14 protein-coding genes and 1 riboswitch are annotated in these 15,888 nt (G+C 30.8%); of the genes, 6 read left to right on the top strand and 8 right to left on the bottom strand.

Annotated features, from left to right (window positions below; translation table 11 throughout):
- On the top strand, positions 1 to 536 hold a 536-nt coding region (locus ACJAX4_RS14530; protein ID WP_435790174.1), incomplete at its 5' end, for a type II toxin-antitoxin system HicA family toxin.
- Positions 537 to 1,434: 898 nt separating this feature from the next.
- On the opposite strand, the gene ACJAX4_RS14525 is transcribed toward ACJAX4_RS14530, so the two are convergent.
- Positions 1,435 to 2,865, bottom strand: a complete 1,431-nt coding sequence (locus tag ACJAX4_RS14525; RefSeq protein WP_435790173.1) for a cell wall-binding repeat-containing protein — start codon at positions 2,863 to 2,865, stop codon at positions 1,435 to 1,437.
- 461 nt (positions 2,866 to 3,326) lie between these two features.
- Positions 3,327 to 4,361 carry a sensor histidine kinase gene (locus tag ACJAX4_RS14520; RefSeq protein ID WP_435790172.1) on the bottom strand — a complete coding sequence of 345 codons (1,035 nt, stop codon included), beginning with the start codon at positions 4,359 to 4,361 and terminating at the stop codon, positions 3,327 to 3,329.
- Between the two features lie 43 nt (positions 4,362 to 4,404).
- A riboswitch (cyclic di-GMP riboswitch) is annotated at positions 4,405 to 4,482 on the bottom strand.
- A gap of 240 nt (positions 4,483 to 4,722) precedes the next feature.
- Here ACJAX4_RS14520 and ACJAX4_RS14515 point away from each other — a divergent pair.
- On the top strand, positions 4,723 to 6,411 hold the full coding sequence (locus tag ACJAX4_RS14515) for an oleate hydratase (RefSeq protein ID WP_435790171.1): 1,689 nt from the start codon (positions 4,723 to 4,725) through the stop codon (positions 6,409 to 6,411).
- Between the two features lie 53 nt (positions 6,412 to 6,464).
- Here ACJAX4_RS14515 and dhaS read toward each other — a convergent pair whose 3' ends face one another.
- The gene (dhaS, locus tag ACJAX4_RS14510) at positions 6,465 to 7,022 is read right to left on the bottom strand and encodes a dihydroxyacetone kinase transcriptional activator DhaS (protein WP_435790170.1); all 558 of its coding nucleotides are present in this window, start codon (positions 7,020 to 7,022) and stop codon (positions 6,465 to 6,467) included.
- 158 nt (positions 7,023 to 7,180) lie between these two features.
- Here dhaS and ACJAX4_RS14505 point away from each other — a divergent pair, with 158 nt between their 5' ends.
- A complete protein-coding gene (locus tag ACJAX4_RS14505; RefSeq protein ID WP_435790169.1) occupies positions 7,181 to 7,672 on the top strand; it encodes a hypothetical protein in 492 nt (163 codons plus the stop codon).
- A 56-nt stretch (positions 7,673 to 7,728) separates the two neighbouring features.
- Here ACJAX4_RS14505 and ACJAX4_RS14500 read toward each other — a convergent pair whose 3' ends face one another.
- Entirely contained in the window at positions 7,729 to 8,598 is an 870-nt protein-coding gene (locus ACJAX4_RS14500) for a PilZ domain-containing protein (protein ID WP_435790168.1), read from the bottom strand.
- A gap of 250 nt (positions 8,599 to 8,848) precedes the next feature.
- Between ACJAX4_RS14500 and ACJAX4_RS14495 the strand changes: the two genes are divergently transcribed.
- From ACJAX4_RS14495 to ACJAX4_RS14485, 3 genes are all read left to right on the top strand, one after another.
- A complete protein-coding gene (locus ACJAX4_RS14495) occupies positions 8,849 to 8,989 on the top strand; it encodes a hypothetical protein (protein ID WP_435790167.1) in 141 nt (46 codons plus the stop codon).
- A 311-nt stretch (positions 8,990 to 9,300) separates the two neighbouring features.
- Positions 9,301 to 9,849, top strand: coding sequence for a hypothetical protein (locus ACJAX4_RS14490; RefSeq protein WP_435790166.1), 549 nt, complete (start codon positions 9,301 to 9,303; stop codon positions 9,847 to 9,849).
- Between the two features lie 33 nt (positions 9,850 to 9,882).
- On the top strand, positions 9,883 to 10,524 hold the full coding sequence (locus ACJAX4_RS14485; protein WP_435790165.1) for an SGNH/GDSL hydrolase family protein: 642 nt from the start codon (positions 9,883 to 9,885) through the stop codon (positions 10,522 to 10,524).
- A gap of 14 nt (positions 10,525 to 10,538) precedes the next feature.
- Here ACJAX4_RS14485 and ACJAX4_RS14480 read toward each other — a convergent pair whose 3' ends face one another.
- The 4 genes from ACJAX4_RS14480 to ACJAX4_RS14465 all read right to left on the bottom strand — a co-directional run.
- The gene (locus tag ACJAX4_RS14480) at positions 10,539 to 11,132 is read right to left on the bottom strand and encodes a class I SAM-dependent methyltransferase (protein ID WP_435790164.1); all 594 of its coding nucleotides are present in this window, start codon (positions 11,130 to 11,132) and stop codon (positions 10,539 to 10,541) included.
- Positions 11,133 to 11,366: 234 nt separating this feature from the next.
- Entirely contained in the window at positions 11,367 to 11,747 is a 381-nt protein-coding gene (locus ACJAX4_RS14475; RefSeq protein ID WP_435790163.1) for a carbonic anhydrase, read from the bottom strand.
- 95 nt (positions 11,748 to 11,842) lie between these two features.
- A complete protein-coding gene (locus tag ACJAX4_RS14470; protein ID WP_435790162.1) occupies positions 11,843 to 13,267 on the bottom strand; it encodes an MFS transporter in 1,425 nt (474 codons plus the stop codon).
- Positions 13,268 to 13,381: 114 nt separating this feature from the next.
- Positions 13,382 to 15,888: UPF0182 family membrane protein (locus ACJAX4_RS14465; RefSeq protein WP_435790161.1), on the bottom strand; the 2,507-nt coding region annotated here is incomplete at its 5' end.

Below are 15,888 nucleotides of genomic sequence, written 5' to 3'. Positions count from 1 at the left end.
TAGAACAAGATAAATATTTCGATATATCTGGAGGTTTTAATGATGAAGTTGCGACACTTGCAGCCGATTTAACAAAAAATAAAATGGTTTACTTACTTTCTATAATCGATATGTCAAAAGAATTAGGTTTAAGTAAAACTACTAATATTCTTAATTTTAAAATTAAAATATTATTTGATAGAATAAAATATATTCTAAATGATGCTATTGATGGGACTACCTATACATATGAAGGAGAAGCTGAAAAATTAATTTCACCAATAAGATTAATAGTCGCTGAAAAAGTTGCTTTATATAATAGTTTTAACATCAAAGAGCCTTTAGACGTAGCTCTCAATGCCCAGTATAAAAAAATACTTAATTATAGAGAAATTGATAAAATTATAAAAACTAGTGGATTTAAACCGACAAGACAAAAGGGTTCCCATAAAATATATTCTAACTTTGAAGGTGAATCTATTCCAGTTCCCCAACATTCTTTAGGAAAAGGTTTAAGTTACAAAATTCAGAAACAAATACTTCAAAAAAAACATTAATAAGGGTATGTGTAGTAACAGAAACAAAAAGTCAATAGAATCACCCTATCATTCAAGATTTATGTTTGATTTTTTTATAATATGGTATACTATTAATATAAGTTAATTAATGGCGAGAGCTACATATGAGATTAATAAATTAACTTGTTATGAGTTTTGTTTTGAATATAAGAAGGTGCTGTCCTTCTTATATTTCTTTTTTTGCGTTCTTTTTTCGGTGTATCCACTTTTTTTATCTATTTGTTGATAAATTGCGTTCTTGCGCCCAAAAGTGAAATTAAATTTTATTCTACCTTCTATTATTCTTATATCAGATTTATCATTTAAAATCCCACCATATACGCATATAAGAAAGGACAGCTTACTCCCCTCATGAATTATGCAATAAGTAGACTTGTTACTTTGTTAATACCCTCATCTGCACTTATAACTATAATTAGCTCTTTAAATTCCCGTTTTTATATAAAGAACATCTATACAATTTTAGTTAAATTTAACTCAATTCTTACTCCTTAACTTTATATGTTTCTAAGTTAATTATTTTACTATTTATAATCAATAGTTATAACTACCACCTTGGAATTGGATATAGTGAATAAGATTTTTCATATTAGTCTATAATTTAAATACCAATCCTTTTTTAATGATAACTAAAGAAAACAATGCTGCGCTGTGGTCCCCCTAAGTGCTGCATTGTTATTTTTATGTATAAGATATAATCTTAAATTTAGGCTATGTTTATGAATGATGTTAAAATAATAGCATTTTAAGCGAAACCAAATAGTTCCCTCATTTAAAATTTTTTTTTATCTTTTCAAGCCTAATTGATTTAAGTGTTTATCGAAAAACATCTACATACCCTAAAAAAGCAAACCTAATTAGGCTTGCTTTAAATCATTTATTTAATATATAAATATACTTTAGTGCCTTCATTATATATCTTAAATTGATGAAGTTTGCTTGCAGTAAGTTGGTAATTAAAGTATTTCGCTTCCATTGCATCGTTGTCTTGTACAGTTGAATTGTAAAGTTTCGCAATTGAAGCAAGTTGTGTGGCGTCTTTCTCTCCAAGTAAGTCATATAGTATGCTATCTAAAAGTTTTATTGCGGTTGGGTTACTACTTATAGCTCCCCAAAGAGAAATACTAGAATAGGTAATACAGTTTTGATAAGTTACCTTAGACGAAGCAGCATCATAGTCAAAGAAGTTAATATCATTCCACATTATGTCTTCTTCAGGTAATAACTTAGCTATTGATTGTAAGTTTATCATATCTGTTGGGTACTTTTTTAACGAGGGAGTATTTGGTATTAACTTGTAACCAGCTATAGTTCCACCTGGTAGAGGTTTTATATCAGCCTCAGAGAATCCTGTTCCTATAACTACTAAGTCATTACATGCCCAGGCAAATTCTTTTATACTATCAGTCACATTTTTATCAAATAACATAACTGGATGATTTGTCTTATAGCCATATACAGAACCTACCAAAGCACTATGAAAATCTGTTCCAGTTGTAATTGTTAAAGAATCTGTATCAGGTTTGAAATATTGAATAACCTTTTTGGATGTATCGTATCTATTTTGTCCGCTTATCCTTATTACTTTAATATTCATACTTGTTAGTGTATCTTCCACATGTTGTGAAATTGCTGCTGTTCCACCTGCTAGGTATACTGTTTTTGTACTCCACTCTTTAAGTGCATTTTGTGTTACAGAATTTAAGTTTCCTTTAGAAGTTAACATGATTGGCGCTTTTAGCTGTCCTGCAAAGGTTGATACCGATAATGCGTCTGGAAAGTTTGAAGCACATGTAATAAACACTGTTTTTGAATTGTTTATTTTTATAACCTCATCTCCCACTGCTTTAGCTGTCTCATATCTGTTCTTGCCACTAAGTCTAATAACCTCCATGCCTTTGCTTGTTAAATCATCTTCTATACTTTGTCGTATTGCGGCTACTCCACCTAGTATATATACTCTTTTAGCCTTTAGCCTTAGCAACTCATCCCATTTGTCAGTTTCATTTGGTAAGTCTAGTTTATCTGTTCCACCTGCATAAATTATGGGGCAATCTTTTTCCATAGCAAATGAACTTCCTGCTAATGCATCTGGAAACTGCGAGGAATCTGCAATAATAACATTATCTGATTGACTCCAGCCCTTTTGGCTTACGGCTATTGATGTGCTTACTGGTTCATCTATTGGTATGTAGGATATCGTAGGTTTGGCAACTTCTGTTGCAGATGCAACAGTTGGATATCCAAACGTTGATATAGCCAAAATAATTGAAATACTGAACATTAATATTTTTTTTGAATTTAACATAACATTACACTTCCTTTTTAATTTGTTTACTACCTTTAAAGTCTCAATACTTAGCCTATAATTACTTTTTAAATATGTGTTTTTAGCTTAAAATAGCATACTACGTGCTATTGATGTTTATATCACTATCTATGTCTAATATATTTACTTAAAATAAATAGTAACGGTTCCTTTACCAATAGATTGTCCCTAAAGCCTCTAAATACATTCTTACCGACCCTACACTTGGCATAATAAGACCTCCGTAATATTTTATAGTGTATTATTATACCACATTATTTAAAAACATACATTTTCAACATTTTTATTAAACATAGCCAAAAATTAAATATATTATATTTTATATGGGAGTTCACAAAGTGAGCTCCTTTTAGTCTTATTAATATATGAATAATACATAATTATGCCCATAATATGTATCTTTACATTTTGGGCTTGTTTAATTAGATTTACGAATAGATTTACGAATAAATGTCCGAAAATTCCACTCGTATATTTTCATAATTGCTCTTTACTTCGTTATTGCATAACATATTTTCACTAATTACCTGTTTTGAAGGAAGACAAAATGTAAACTTACTTCCTTTACCGAGCTCACTTTCAACATTTATTCTACCATCATGTAATTCTACAATCGACTTAACTAAACTTAGCCCAATACCCGTACCTACTGCATTTCTTGATAACGATTTATCTACCTGCTTAAATTTATCAAATATCATACCCAAATGATTATCTTCAATACCAATGCCATTATCTTTAACTGATATTTCAACAAACTCATTTTTACCCTTAACATCTACAAATATTTCCCCACCTTCATCTGAAAATTTTATGGCATTTGATATAAGATTTAATACTATTCTTTCTATTTTTTCTGGATCACAAGCAATAATTTTTTCTTCAATATTTGTATCAAAAACAATATTCAAACCCTTACTTTCTGTAAATTTAGTTACAGACAACATTATTTCTTCTACAACTTGGACTATATTGTTATTTGATAAATTTAGTTTAAAGAATCCTGCTTGAATTTTTGATGAATCTACTATATTATTTATAAGTTTTGATAGCCTATAGGAATTTATTTTCATTGAGCCAAGATATTTAATAATTATTTCACGTCGATCATCTAACGAGTTATAATCGCAATACATTTGAAATAATTGTATTGCTGAAGAAATTACATTTAAGGGGGTTTTAAGCTCATGAGTTATGTTCACAAGGAATTCTCCCTGTGCCTTATCTGCGTTGATTAGTTTTTCATTTGCAATGATTAATTCTTTATTGGCAATAACCAGCTCTTCTGCACGTTTACTCTTCTCTTCGTTCTGAAAAGCAAGCTCTATATTAGCAATAGTTCGCTCCGCTGCCCTGCTCGCTTTCTCTTCATTTTGAAATGCTATTTCTTTATTCGCAATAGTTAACTCTTCAGACCAGTTTTTTATCTCATTATTAGTAATGACTATCTCTTCTGCCCTAGATACATGTCTCAAAGTATATCCCCCCTTCTCATTATATAACAAAAAAACTTTGACTTAGGCCAGTGGCTACCATTCAGATGAAAGGTCTATAGCTTTGCGCCCTAATCTTTCGACAAGTTTGCTACTGTCAGTCAAAGTTTTTAAAATTCAAAGTATTATACATCTAAATATAGTATATTTTAGGTGTGAATGCAATATATTTTTGATTTTATGTACAAAGTCCATGTAGTTTTTTATACACTATAAGCAATATGTATGTTTTTAAGACAGTTTAGCAAAATTGATTGTACTTATTTCCTTTGTTTAGATTTATATTATACCTATAGCAAGTAATTAACTTGATAAATAAATAATTTCTGTAGGTTCATAGCTTATGGTATATATTCAAATGGAGGATTTAAAAATGAGATTTAATTTTGATCAAACTATCGATGTAGAAAAAACAAATGCTTATATGGTTGGTGGTGGACTGGCATCACTATCGGCTGCTATATATTTAATTAGAGATGGACATGTTCCAGGAAAAAACATTCATATATATGAAGAACTAAACATCACAGGTGGCAGCATGGATGGATATGGAGATGCCGAGAAGGGTTATTCAAACCGTGGTGGAAGAATGTTTGATGAGGAAGCATATGCTTGTACTTTTGGAGTAATGGAAAGTATTCCTTCATTAACGGATCCTAAAGTTTCAATACTTGATGAATTTAATGCTTTTAATAAAGAAAATCATACCTATTCAAAAGCTAGATTAATAGACAATGAAGCTAACATACTGGAGTCATCATGCTTAGGATTCACTCGCGAAGATAGAATGGCTTTAGCAGATATGATGATTAAACCTGAAGATACTTTAGGTACAAAAACTATTACAGATTGTTTCCCAGAATCATTTTTCAAAACAAATTTTTGGTTTATGTGGACTACAACATTTGCATTTGAGCCTTGGCATAGTGCTATAGAGTTCAAGAGATATCTTCATAGATTTATCCATGAGCTACCACATTTAAATGATATGTCTGGAGTACGTCGTACACCATATAATCAATATGATTCAATGTTATTACCTATGACTAAATGGTTAGAAGCACAGGGTGTTAATTTTGAGCTAAACTGTAGAGTAACTGATTTAGAATTTAAGCCATCAGTTGCGGAGACCACAGTTACAGCATTTAAATGTGTTAGAAATGGAAAAGAAACTAGAATAGAAGTTGGAGAGGGTGACTTTGCCTTTGTTACTATAGGTTCCATAACAGCTGGCAGTAGCCAAGGTTCAATGACTACAGTGCCAGTGATTAATGACAAACATGTAGGTGGAACATGGGATCTTTGGGAGAAAATTGCTGAAGGCCGACCTGAGCTTGGTAAACCAAAGGTTTTTGATGAACGAGTTGAAGAATCAATGTGGGAGTCTTTCGTTGTTACACTTAAGGATCCAACTATGGTAAACAAAATAATAGAATATTCAGGGAATCAGCCAGGAACTGGAGCTATGATGACATTTAAAGATTCTGGATGGTTTATGTCAATAGTTCTCTACAAGCAACCACATTTTCTTAATCAACCTGAAAATGTACAAACTTTATGGGGGTATGGATTGTCCCCTTATGCAAAAGGTGATTTTATAAAGAAGAGAATGGTGGATTGTACAGGTGAGGAAATATTAACTGAGTTATTATATCACTTAAACTTCAAAGCAGATATGAAGAAGATTCTTGAAACATCTATTTGTATTCCTTGTATATTACCTTTTACAACTGCACAATTTTTAACAAGAGCAAAAGGTGATAGACCAGAAGTTATTCCAGAAGGTTCAACTAATTTAGCATTACTTGGCCAGTTCTGTGAAATAGCAGATGATATAGTATTTACTATGGATTATTCTGTAAGAAGTGCACAAATTGCTGTTTATAAATTTCTAAATTTAAATAAAAAAGTTACCCCTATTTATAAAGGACAGTATGATGTACGTGTATTAATTAATTCCGCACTTAAAATGATGGAGGATGATAACCTAAGTGAAGAAATAAGCGCACTTAAAACTATGCTGTTGAAATAGTTTAATTGGGCGGTCCTGCACTTTTCTATAAAAATAAAGCTGCAGGACCATCCTTATTTATATCTAGCTAAAACACCAACCATACTGCCTTCAACCACATTTTCAATCTTTTCTACCATGATTTGTGGTGAGTCTTTCATGCCGCTTTTAATCCACTGAACGATTACACCCACAAAAGCATGGGTATAAAAATCAGCAATAAAATTTTTATCCACATCAGGAATATTCATGCCAAGGGATACATCATTAATAACTCCCATGACAAGTTCGCAACTAAATTCAAAGAAATATCCATCAAAAGCATTTTGGCCAGGTGTGTTAAGCGCATTAATATAAAAGGATTTATTCTCCATTAGGTAGCACAAGGTTCGGTGCATACCGTCCGTCCAATTTTCAAAATGCCTGCAGTTAGCGATACATTCTGTAACTTCAGTGTTATAAATCCAATTCACAAGGTCGAACTTATCTTTAAAATGATAGTAAAATGTTTGTCTATTAAGGCTACAGTTGCTCGTAATATTTCGGATAGATATTTTTGACAAAGAAACTGTTTGCATTAACTCCTTTAAGGATAAAGCAAGAGCCTTTTCTGTTATTACGGATTCTGACATATTAATCACCTACAAAATTAATTTAAATATTAATCATACACCATAAATATGGATTTTTTGTAGACAGGCTTTTATTAATACTAAATTAACAAAAAACATAGTACACCATATACTGTATAATAAATACTTTTAAGCAAGCAATTAATGAGGAGATAAAAATGAAAAAATTTCAATCTTTTCATGGCATGATTACCATGATTAATGATTTTGTGATATCCGGAAATGGAGAAGGCTCTGGATGTTATAAGTTAATGTCTGTAGACGATGGATATGGGACTTTAGTTAATTTCGTAGTTACCCCAACTACTTACTTTGTAGACCACGTAATGGTGACACCCGGAAATATGGTAACTGGCTTTTATGATGCAAATACTGCTGTTCCTATGATTTTCCCACCACAATTTAGAGCAATTGTCATGTCAAGAGATACCCCTTATCGAAATGTGAAAGTAGATTATTTCAATAGGCAATTTGTGAGTAGCGATAATAGTTTAAAACTAAATATTACAACGATTACTCAAATAGTACTGGAAAATGGGCAGGCATTTAATAATAACCCTGAAAATCGCAATCTAATTGTTGTTTATGGTGCTACCACAAAGAGTATACCAGCTCAGACCACCCCCTATAAAATTATTGTAATGTGTTAGTTAAAAGAACTGGTTAATATCCAGTTCTTTTTTATTGTATATATTTATAAATTATTTTATACCCACCACTCAAAACTATGATCTTCAGATTTTGAATAATTAAAATTTAGTCTAAAACATTCTCGTGTTAATAAACCATTTTCCAGAGAAAAATCCACTATTTCTTCTAAAATCCCAGCTATTCTTTTCTTTTCTGAATCAATTATATATAATTTTACTCCATATATATATTTATTATCGTAATCTATTATTCTCCATAGCGCATAACCTGTAGCATAAATTTTTGTATCAGCAATAATTATTTTGAATTCTAAAATGGAATCCTGGTCTACTGCTACATCAATATCAGTAATAACTTGAATACCATCTTGTGATATATTATCTATTAATATATCAACCCACTGAGAGGTACCGGATTTATTTTTACTTTTATCCACTTTCATTTTTGCAACAAAATGATTATTAAGTTTATATCTTTTACATATCCTTTTGTTAAATTTACCTGTATATTTTCTAATACAATCCACTACATCACATGAGCAAAGTTCAGAATTATTTAAAATACCCTCTTTGTTTAACTCATGCAGCTTGCATATGAACTGTTCATGCTCATCATCAGCTATATTAACAAATTGAACTCCATATCTATATATACCCCTGTCAATTTCTTCTTTTCTTACAATATTACCATAAAAAGTAGTGCTAACCTCTTCAATTATCAACTTAAACTCAATAACAATAATATCACTTACTGGAAGGTTTAGACTAAACAGAAACTTGAGACCTCCAGAGCTTATATTTTCTACACAGATGTTTCCAGTTCCACTAGTGACCACTTTATTATTAACTTTAACAATAGAAATTTGTGTACAAATTGGTGTTTTACATTCTATTCTAAAAAATTTTCTGTTATCTATAGCTTCCATAAAAAACCTTCCTTCTTTCTATTGTTAGGGAGAGTAGAAATTTACATTTCCACTCTCAAATAATTAATTGAAAATTTTGTTCATATTTACATTATTCTACATTTACTACTGAATTCCTCTTTAATAAATTACATTTATATACACTCTCACATACTATTCGTATAATGGGTTATATTAATAATAAGTTATATTTTCAAGATACAAATATATAATTTTTTATGCTCATAATTAATTCAAGGAGGAATTTTCGATGTCACATATAGACAAAAAAAATAACCAGCAAAGTAAAAAACTTAGTCAAAAAACAAAAAAAGAATTAGACAAAGTAAATATAGAAACAGCCAAAGAAATAGGAGTTTTTACAGAAGCTAAAAAAACAAGAAAAAAATAATATAATTTATTAATAATTACTTCAAAATTCACAATTACTTTTTAATTTTGTCACTATAATGACACATAGAATTGTTATTATAAGTCCATGGAAGATAATTGATTTTTATTGATTAGAGCCCCCCCTTTAATTGAATATAAATTTAATATAACGCCTTAAAGCAACTAGTTAATATAACTAGCTGCTTTTTTAATCTTTGAAGGTCTAAAATGAGTTAGTAGAAGCTCACTCATGACTTTACAATATTTTCTTTTATGCTAAACTTAATTATAGAGTAGGAATAATATAATGAATTAGAGGTGGATTTAAAAATGTTTAGTACTTTAAGTTACATAGGAAAAAAACTTAATGAAGAAAGAATTGTTTGGGGAGTTGGTGCTTCCATATTACTTAATCATTATGGGCTTATAGATAAACCTAATGATATTGATATTTTAGTAGATTTAAAAGATATTGAAAAAGCAGATAAAGTTCTTAAAAACATTGGAGAAAAGATAGTTTGGGAAATGACAGAAACATACTCTACAAAATACTTTTATGAATATGTTGTAAATGGATTCGATGTTGATGTTATGGCAGGATTAAGCATTAATTATCATAATGGAACATTTAAATATTTTTTTGACCAAAGTTCAATTTCCGATACTAAAATAATTAATGGAGTAAATATACCACTAACTTCCTTAGAGGATTGGTATGTAATATATCAGCTAATTCCAAATAGAGAAATAAAGGTTACTATGGTAGAAAATTATTTATCATCAAATGGAATAAATAAACCTAATTTATTAAAAAGAGCATTAAGCGGACACTTACCAGATGTAGTAAGAGGCAATATTCAAAGGCTATTAAATACATAATAAACTTCAATAATAACAAAAGGATGTGATAAAATGGTTTCAACTAATTGGTCAAATAAAATATGGAATGTAATGGGAGACAGCATAACTGATAGCGCAAATAAGCTTGCTACAAAACGATATTTTGATTATATAAAAGATTATTTAGGATTCTCTACTACTCGGAACTATGGTATTAGCGGTTCCTGCATAGGCACGTCACCTTTAATTTCAAATCCAAGTCCAAGTCCAATGGCAACAAGATATACTTCAATGGATTCAGAAACTGATTTAGTAACTGTATTTGGTGGAGTAAATGACTTTGGACGAGGCGTTCAACTTGGTACAATGAGTGATAGAACGATTACTACATTCTTTGGAGCATGTCATGTTTTATTTAGTGGCCTAATTGAAAAGTACCCTGATAAGATTATTGCAGTGATCTCACCATTACAAACAAATGGATTTTTCCAAAGCCCAAATATATTCGGGCTAACTGAGGATGTATATGTTAATGCCATGGAGCAAGTTTCAGATTATTACGCTTTACCATTTTTAAATCTATTTAAGTCTTGTGGAATATTTTCATTAAGTTCAGCACAAAAAAAATTATATCAACCAGATGGGTTGCATTTAAATAATGCAGGGCATGAAAGGATTTCTAAGAAAATAGCGATATTTATAAGCTCTCTATAGGATAATAAAGTACACTAACATTTAACTCCTATGCCTTTAATAAATATAAATACTCCCTTACCAAATTGTTCATAGCTTTCCACTCTAAATTTTGCTTTTTTTATAGTGTTATAAGTTTCTCTATTTACATTGCACTTCCCTATACACTTCCATGTGTCATTAAGAGAATTTACTAAATGCCTACAATGTTTTTCTTCAGGTAGGACATGTTCAATAAAATACATTTTACCACCCGGCTTAAGCACCCTATATACTTCACTAAGCGCCTTTTCGGGATTATCAACGGAACAATAAATTAAAGTTGAAACTACGCTATCAAAAGTTTCATCTGGAAAAGGTAATTTTTCAACATTTCCTAACACATAATCAATACTTATCTGTGAGTTAAGTGGTTTATTTGTTATTAGGCCATTAATCTCCAGTTCCACAATAGTTAGTTTTGATATATTGTCCGCAATATAATAATCAAAGTTTACCCCTGTTCCTGCACCAATTTCTAATACATTCCCATTAGCTTTAGGTATCAATTCTTTTCTTCTTTTGCTTAAGGCTCTTTTCTCAAAGGGCTTCATAAACAAATCAAATATTCTTGAACTTATTTCTATCATTGCGCTTCTCTCCTTTAATATATGTATGGACATTTAGTTTTATCTTTTCTTTTCAATATACCCCTATTAGGTATTATTTATAGTTATTATAAATGAATAATGCTAAATAATCAATAGATAATTTCTATTTAAAGTTATTGTATATTTCGTACAGCTGAGCACTATAACACTTAATATATTTATTTTATTAAATCCACATAAAAACAAATTTCTCGCACCATTGGTGCGAGAAATTTAATCACTTACAACATGTACATACCAGAATTCATCAACCCATAGACCTATTATTCTAACTGGAAGCCCCCATGATTTCACCATATATGTTGATTTTACTATATCTTGAAAATGTTTATTGACGCTAACAGGATTTGCAGCACAATCGTAATGTCCAACTACAGCAACTATATTTGAGTTATGAGCTGTTATTGAAACTATAACATTTTCTCTCAATCTTTCAGTTTCAAACCAATTGTATTGAGATAACACCTTATCCATTCCTGGTTCTGTAATTAAATCTACATAGTCTACATCAAAATTTTTTCTAAGCCACCTTGTTACAGGAATTTGAGTTCTACCATCGATGCAGTTTAGAGCAGTTGCATATCTTTTTTCCATTACACACCTTCATTTAATTTCTCTCTATTAAAATATGAAAGCATTATATAATTTGTGTGTGACGATTATCAAGTTACGAAATACAACGCACCTAATTAATTACTCTGTACCTTTTTATCTTTTTTTCCAAATAATCTTAGAGAGGTTAAAATAGCCCCCAACATACAAATAGCAGCTGCAGTTATATATACAGTTTTCATGCCATAAACAAATGCATCACTACGCCCAACTACGTAATCAGTCACATGATGACCAATTTTGTAGCTCATCCTATTATATAATAGGGTAGTAGATAAAGCTATTCCACATACCATTCCTAAGTTTCTTACAAGCCCATTTATACTTCCTGCAACACCTAGCTTATCCCGTGGTACTGTGGACATTATCAATGAATTATTGGGTGATTGAAACAAACCATTTCCTATAGACATAGCTCCTATAAAAAATACCATACTTATTACAGACGACTGTTCATTTAAAGTTGACATTAATAGTAGCCCCAAACTTGTAACCACAAGCCCTATAAATGTCAGGATTTCAGAACCTATCTTATCTGATAAATGTCCACTAATTGGTGACACTACAGACAAAATCAAGGGAAAAATCATAAGTATTAATCCGGTGAATGCAGGTGAAAACTTCATCACATTTTGAAGATAAAATGGTTGAATAATAATTGAACAAAAGATAGCTAAAAACGATATAAACCCACAAAATATACTGAGTGAGAATAATTTATTTTCAAAAATTTGTAGTTGCAATAATGGATTTTCAATTCTCTTTTCTACCATAACAAATGCAACAAATGAAATAATCGCTATTGAAAAGCCTATTAAAATTAGTGGCTGGGTAAATCCAACCTGCTGTCCTTTACCTAGCGCTGCAAACAAAGGTACTATAGCAAACATAAATAGTAAAGCCCCGACTACATCCATTTTCGACTTTACTGCTTTGTGCCCTTTAGGAAGTAGCTTAAAAGCATAAAATAAAGTTATTATACCTATTGGTATATTTATTAAAAATATGTATTTCCAACTGATGCTGTCTACTATAAATCCTCCCAGCGCTGGTCCTACCAAGGCTCCTAGAGCAACAAATGTTCCTGTGATTCCTAGTGCTTTGCCTCTTTCATTTGCTGGAAATGTTTCTGTAATAATACCCTGACTGTTTGCCATAACAGCCGCTGCACCTATTGCCTGTATTACTCTAGCTATAATCAAACTTGAAAATGAATTTGTTATTCCACAAAACAAAGAACCTAGTGTAAATAAAGCTAATCCAAACTTAAATACCTTTGTCTTACCGACCATATCTCCAAGTCTTCCAAAAACCAATATAGTTGCTGAAATTATAATTAAATAACTTGTTACTACTAATTGAATACCACCTGATGTTACATCCAGAGATTTGGCCATAACAGGTAATGCTACATTTACAATACTACTATCCAATGTGGCCATAAAAGTTACCATTACTACTATAAATAAAACTACCCATCTACTATTATTTGATGAATCCATATATATTCTCCTTCTATCCTTATAATTTAAGGTCTTTCCTTTTAGTTAAACTAAAACAAAAGACAGATGCAATTTTGCATCTGCCTTTTGTTATTTATTTATTTATTTATTTATTTATTTATTTAATTGTTTTAGTAAATCTCCAAGTTGCTGATTATATTCTCCATATTTTGTCCAATCTAGATTTCTTTGAGCCTCAAGCGCTTTTAAATATAAATTATTTGCCTGCTTAATTAGCCCTATCTTAGCTTGGCTTAATGGCTCTGAAGTAGTTCCATCACCTGTAACCACTTCATTTGGAGCCTCATAATTAAATATCTGCGCGAGTCCAGTTTCCATATTATCAACCATAAGTAGCTTGCTATCGTAAGATAATATTATTTTTTTCATTTCAGGAATACTATTTTTCCCACTAGCTCTTAAATATAGAGGTTCAATATAAAGAAGCGAGTTATTTATTGGTAAAATTACAGTGTCTCCATATTGTACTTCAGAACCACCTGTATCCCACAGCGAAAGCTGTGCCGAAATTGTAGTATCCTGACTAATACTCTGATTGAAAAGGTGCGGACTGTAGACTGTTTTTTCTGCTGGAAATTCTTCTAGGAACAGTTTGCCGTAGTTTCCTACATCCATTCTAGCACCTAAAATTGCTGTCATGTTAAATTTTGTCTTTATGTTGAAATACTGTTGTAATACCATTTCTTGATTATCTTTGTCTGATAATTTTCGTATGATATATGGTGGAATAGTTGTTTTAACCTCACCACCTACTGCTTTTGCGTTCTTAGAAACATCCCAAATATCCTCCCCACTATAAAAGACTCCTGGATCAGTTACATGGTATTTTCCAAGGACTGCACTTTGAACATTAAATATATCAGATGGATATCTGAAATGTGCTTTAAGGTCATCTGAAATCTCTGATATATCCTTAAAGAAATCAGGGTAAATTTTTGCGTATGTTTGCACAATTGGATCAGTTGGATCCTCCATATAATAATTTGTAGAACCATCGTAAGCATCTATTACAACCTTAACCGAATTTCTAATATAGTTTATTCCATTTTGTGGCTGCGAGTATGGATATTGGGTTGATGTAGTGTAAGCATCAAGTATATAGTATACTTTCCCTTCACTTACAACAACATATGGATCTTGATCATAGCTTAAAAATGGAGCTATCTTTTTCGCCCTTTCAACTATATTTCTATTAATAAGAATTTTGCTTGTGCTATTAATATCCCTTGATAATAGAAAATTTAGTTCCCCATTATTTATTGCAAATAAAACCTTATTAATAAAACTCATTTCGATTCCGGCTTCTCCATCATAAGTTGTTAATTTATTGGTGTTACCTTGAGGATAGTCGAATTCACTCACATTAGTATTTACTAAGGCGTACAGGTCTGTTTGCTCACCGAAGTAAATCCTTGGATTAGTTAACTTAATATCTGTACTATTGTTAATTGGCATATCTTTAATTACAAAATCGGGCTGTCCCTCTGATGTAACAGCATTTACTTTACTCATTACAACACCATACCCATGAGTATAAATCATGTGAGTATTTTGCCAAGTGTCTGGAGATATTAATTCTGAGTTTATTTCTCTTGCTGAAATAAATACTTGACTATATTTATCATTTATTTTGTATCTATCTACGTCTATATCACTAAAATTATAGTAATATCTTAATATTTGTACTTGATTATAAAATTCAAGCGCCTGGGCAGTAGAATTTATCCTAATGTTATCTATTGTCTTCTGATTGTCTGCAATATCCCCTTTTTTCAAATCATTCTTTACATTAAAAGGTTTTGTAGTGATATCCTCTAAATTAAAAGCCTTCCTTGTAAACGCGATATTATTTTCAATATACGGTTGTTCAAATTGCTTTTCGTTCGGAGTTACAATACTATTTTGAACTACTACTCCTGATATTACTTGTACGATGCTTATCAAAACTATAGCACCAATTGAAATCATTATAGGCTTAACCTTTGATCTTAAAACACTAATAAATATTACTACAGCAGCAATAATACAAGCTACAATCAATATTTTATAGAAAAGTAATGTTACATGAATATCCGTGTAGCTTGCACCATATGCAACTCCCCTAGGGCTATATGCTAAATTGAATATATTCACTAGAAATCCAAGTGATAGGAACAGTGCTATAAGTGAAGATATTATTGCGATCTGCTTACCTCCAAATTTAATAAGTTCCTTCCCAAATTCTTTTGGGTCTGCCAAACCATTTTGTATTCTCCCTGCATTGAAAATATCTGACGACTTAAATGCGACGAAAATCACTACTTTAATAATAACTAAAAACACTAGTAGTGTTATTATAAAGCTATATAAAGATTCAATTAAAGGAAGTTTAAAAATATAAAAAGATACATCCATATTATAAATAGGGTCTTTCACATCAAAACTAACTGCATTTATGAATTTAAGAACCATATCCCAATATGCAGATGCAAAAGCAAAAGAAAATACAAATGAAACAAGTAAATTACAAGCTATAAAAATTTTATTTTGGGTAGACTCCTTCATAGAATTTACCTCAACTACTTTTTTCAAATGTAGGATGCTTTTTTTGATGCTCCTAT

The organism is Clostridium sp., from assembly GCF_051278035.1.
Classification (GTDB): domain Bacteria; phylum Bacillota; class Clostridia; order Clostridiales; family Clostridiaceae; genus Clostridium_AD.
This window is presented reverse-complemented; position numbering and strand designations above follow the sequence as displayed.

Coding starts and splice junctions, on each gene's coding strand:
- ACJAX4_RS14525 (WP_435790173.1), bottom strand. CDS start 2,865: ATGTTAAATTCAAAAAAAATATTAATGTTCAGTATTTCAATTATTTTG.
- dhaS (WP_435790170.1), bottom strand. CDS start 7,022: ATGTCAGAATCCGTAATAACAGAAAAGGCTCTTGCTTTATCCTTAAAG.
- ACJAX4_RS14500 (WP_435790168.1), bottom strand. CDS start 8,598: ATGGAAGCTATAGATAACAGAAAATTTTTTAGAATAGAATGTAAAACA.
- ACJAX4_RS14475 (WP_435790163.1), bottom strand. CDS start 11,747: ATGGAAAAAAGATATGCAACTGCTCTAAACTGCATCGATGGTAGAACT.
- ACJAX4_RS14515 (WP_435790171.1), top strand. CDS start 4,723: ATGGTATATATTCAAATGGAGGATTTAAAAATGAGATTTAATTTTGAT.
- ACJAX4_RS14470 (WP_435790162.1), bottom strand. CDS start 13,267: ATGGATTCATCAAATAATAGTAGATGGGTAGTTTTATTTATAGTAGTA.
- ACJAX4_RS14490 (WP_435790166.1), top strand. CDS start 9,301: ATGTTTAGTACTTTAAGTTACATAGGAAAAAAACTTAATGAAGAAAGA.
- ACJAX4_RS14495 (WP_435790167.1), top strand. CDS start 8,849: ATGTCACATATAGACAAAAAAAATAACCAGCAAAGTAAAAAACTTAGT.
- ACJAX4_RS14485 (WP_435790165.1), top strand. CDS start 9,883: ATGGTTTCAACTAATTGGTCAAATAAAATATGGAATGTAATGGGAGAC.
- ACJAX4_RS14480 (WP_435790164.1), bottom strand. CDS start 11,132: ATGATAGAAATAAGTTCAAGAATATTTGATTTGTTTATGAAGCCCTTT.
- ACJAX4_RS14505 (WP_435790169.1), top strand. CDS start 7,181: ATGAAAAAATTTCAATCTTTTCATGGCATGATTACCATGATTAATGAT.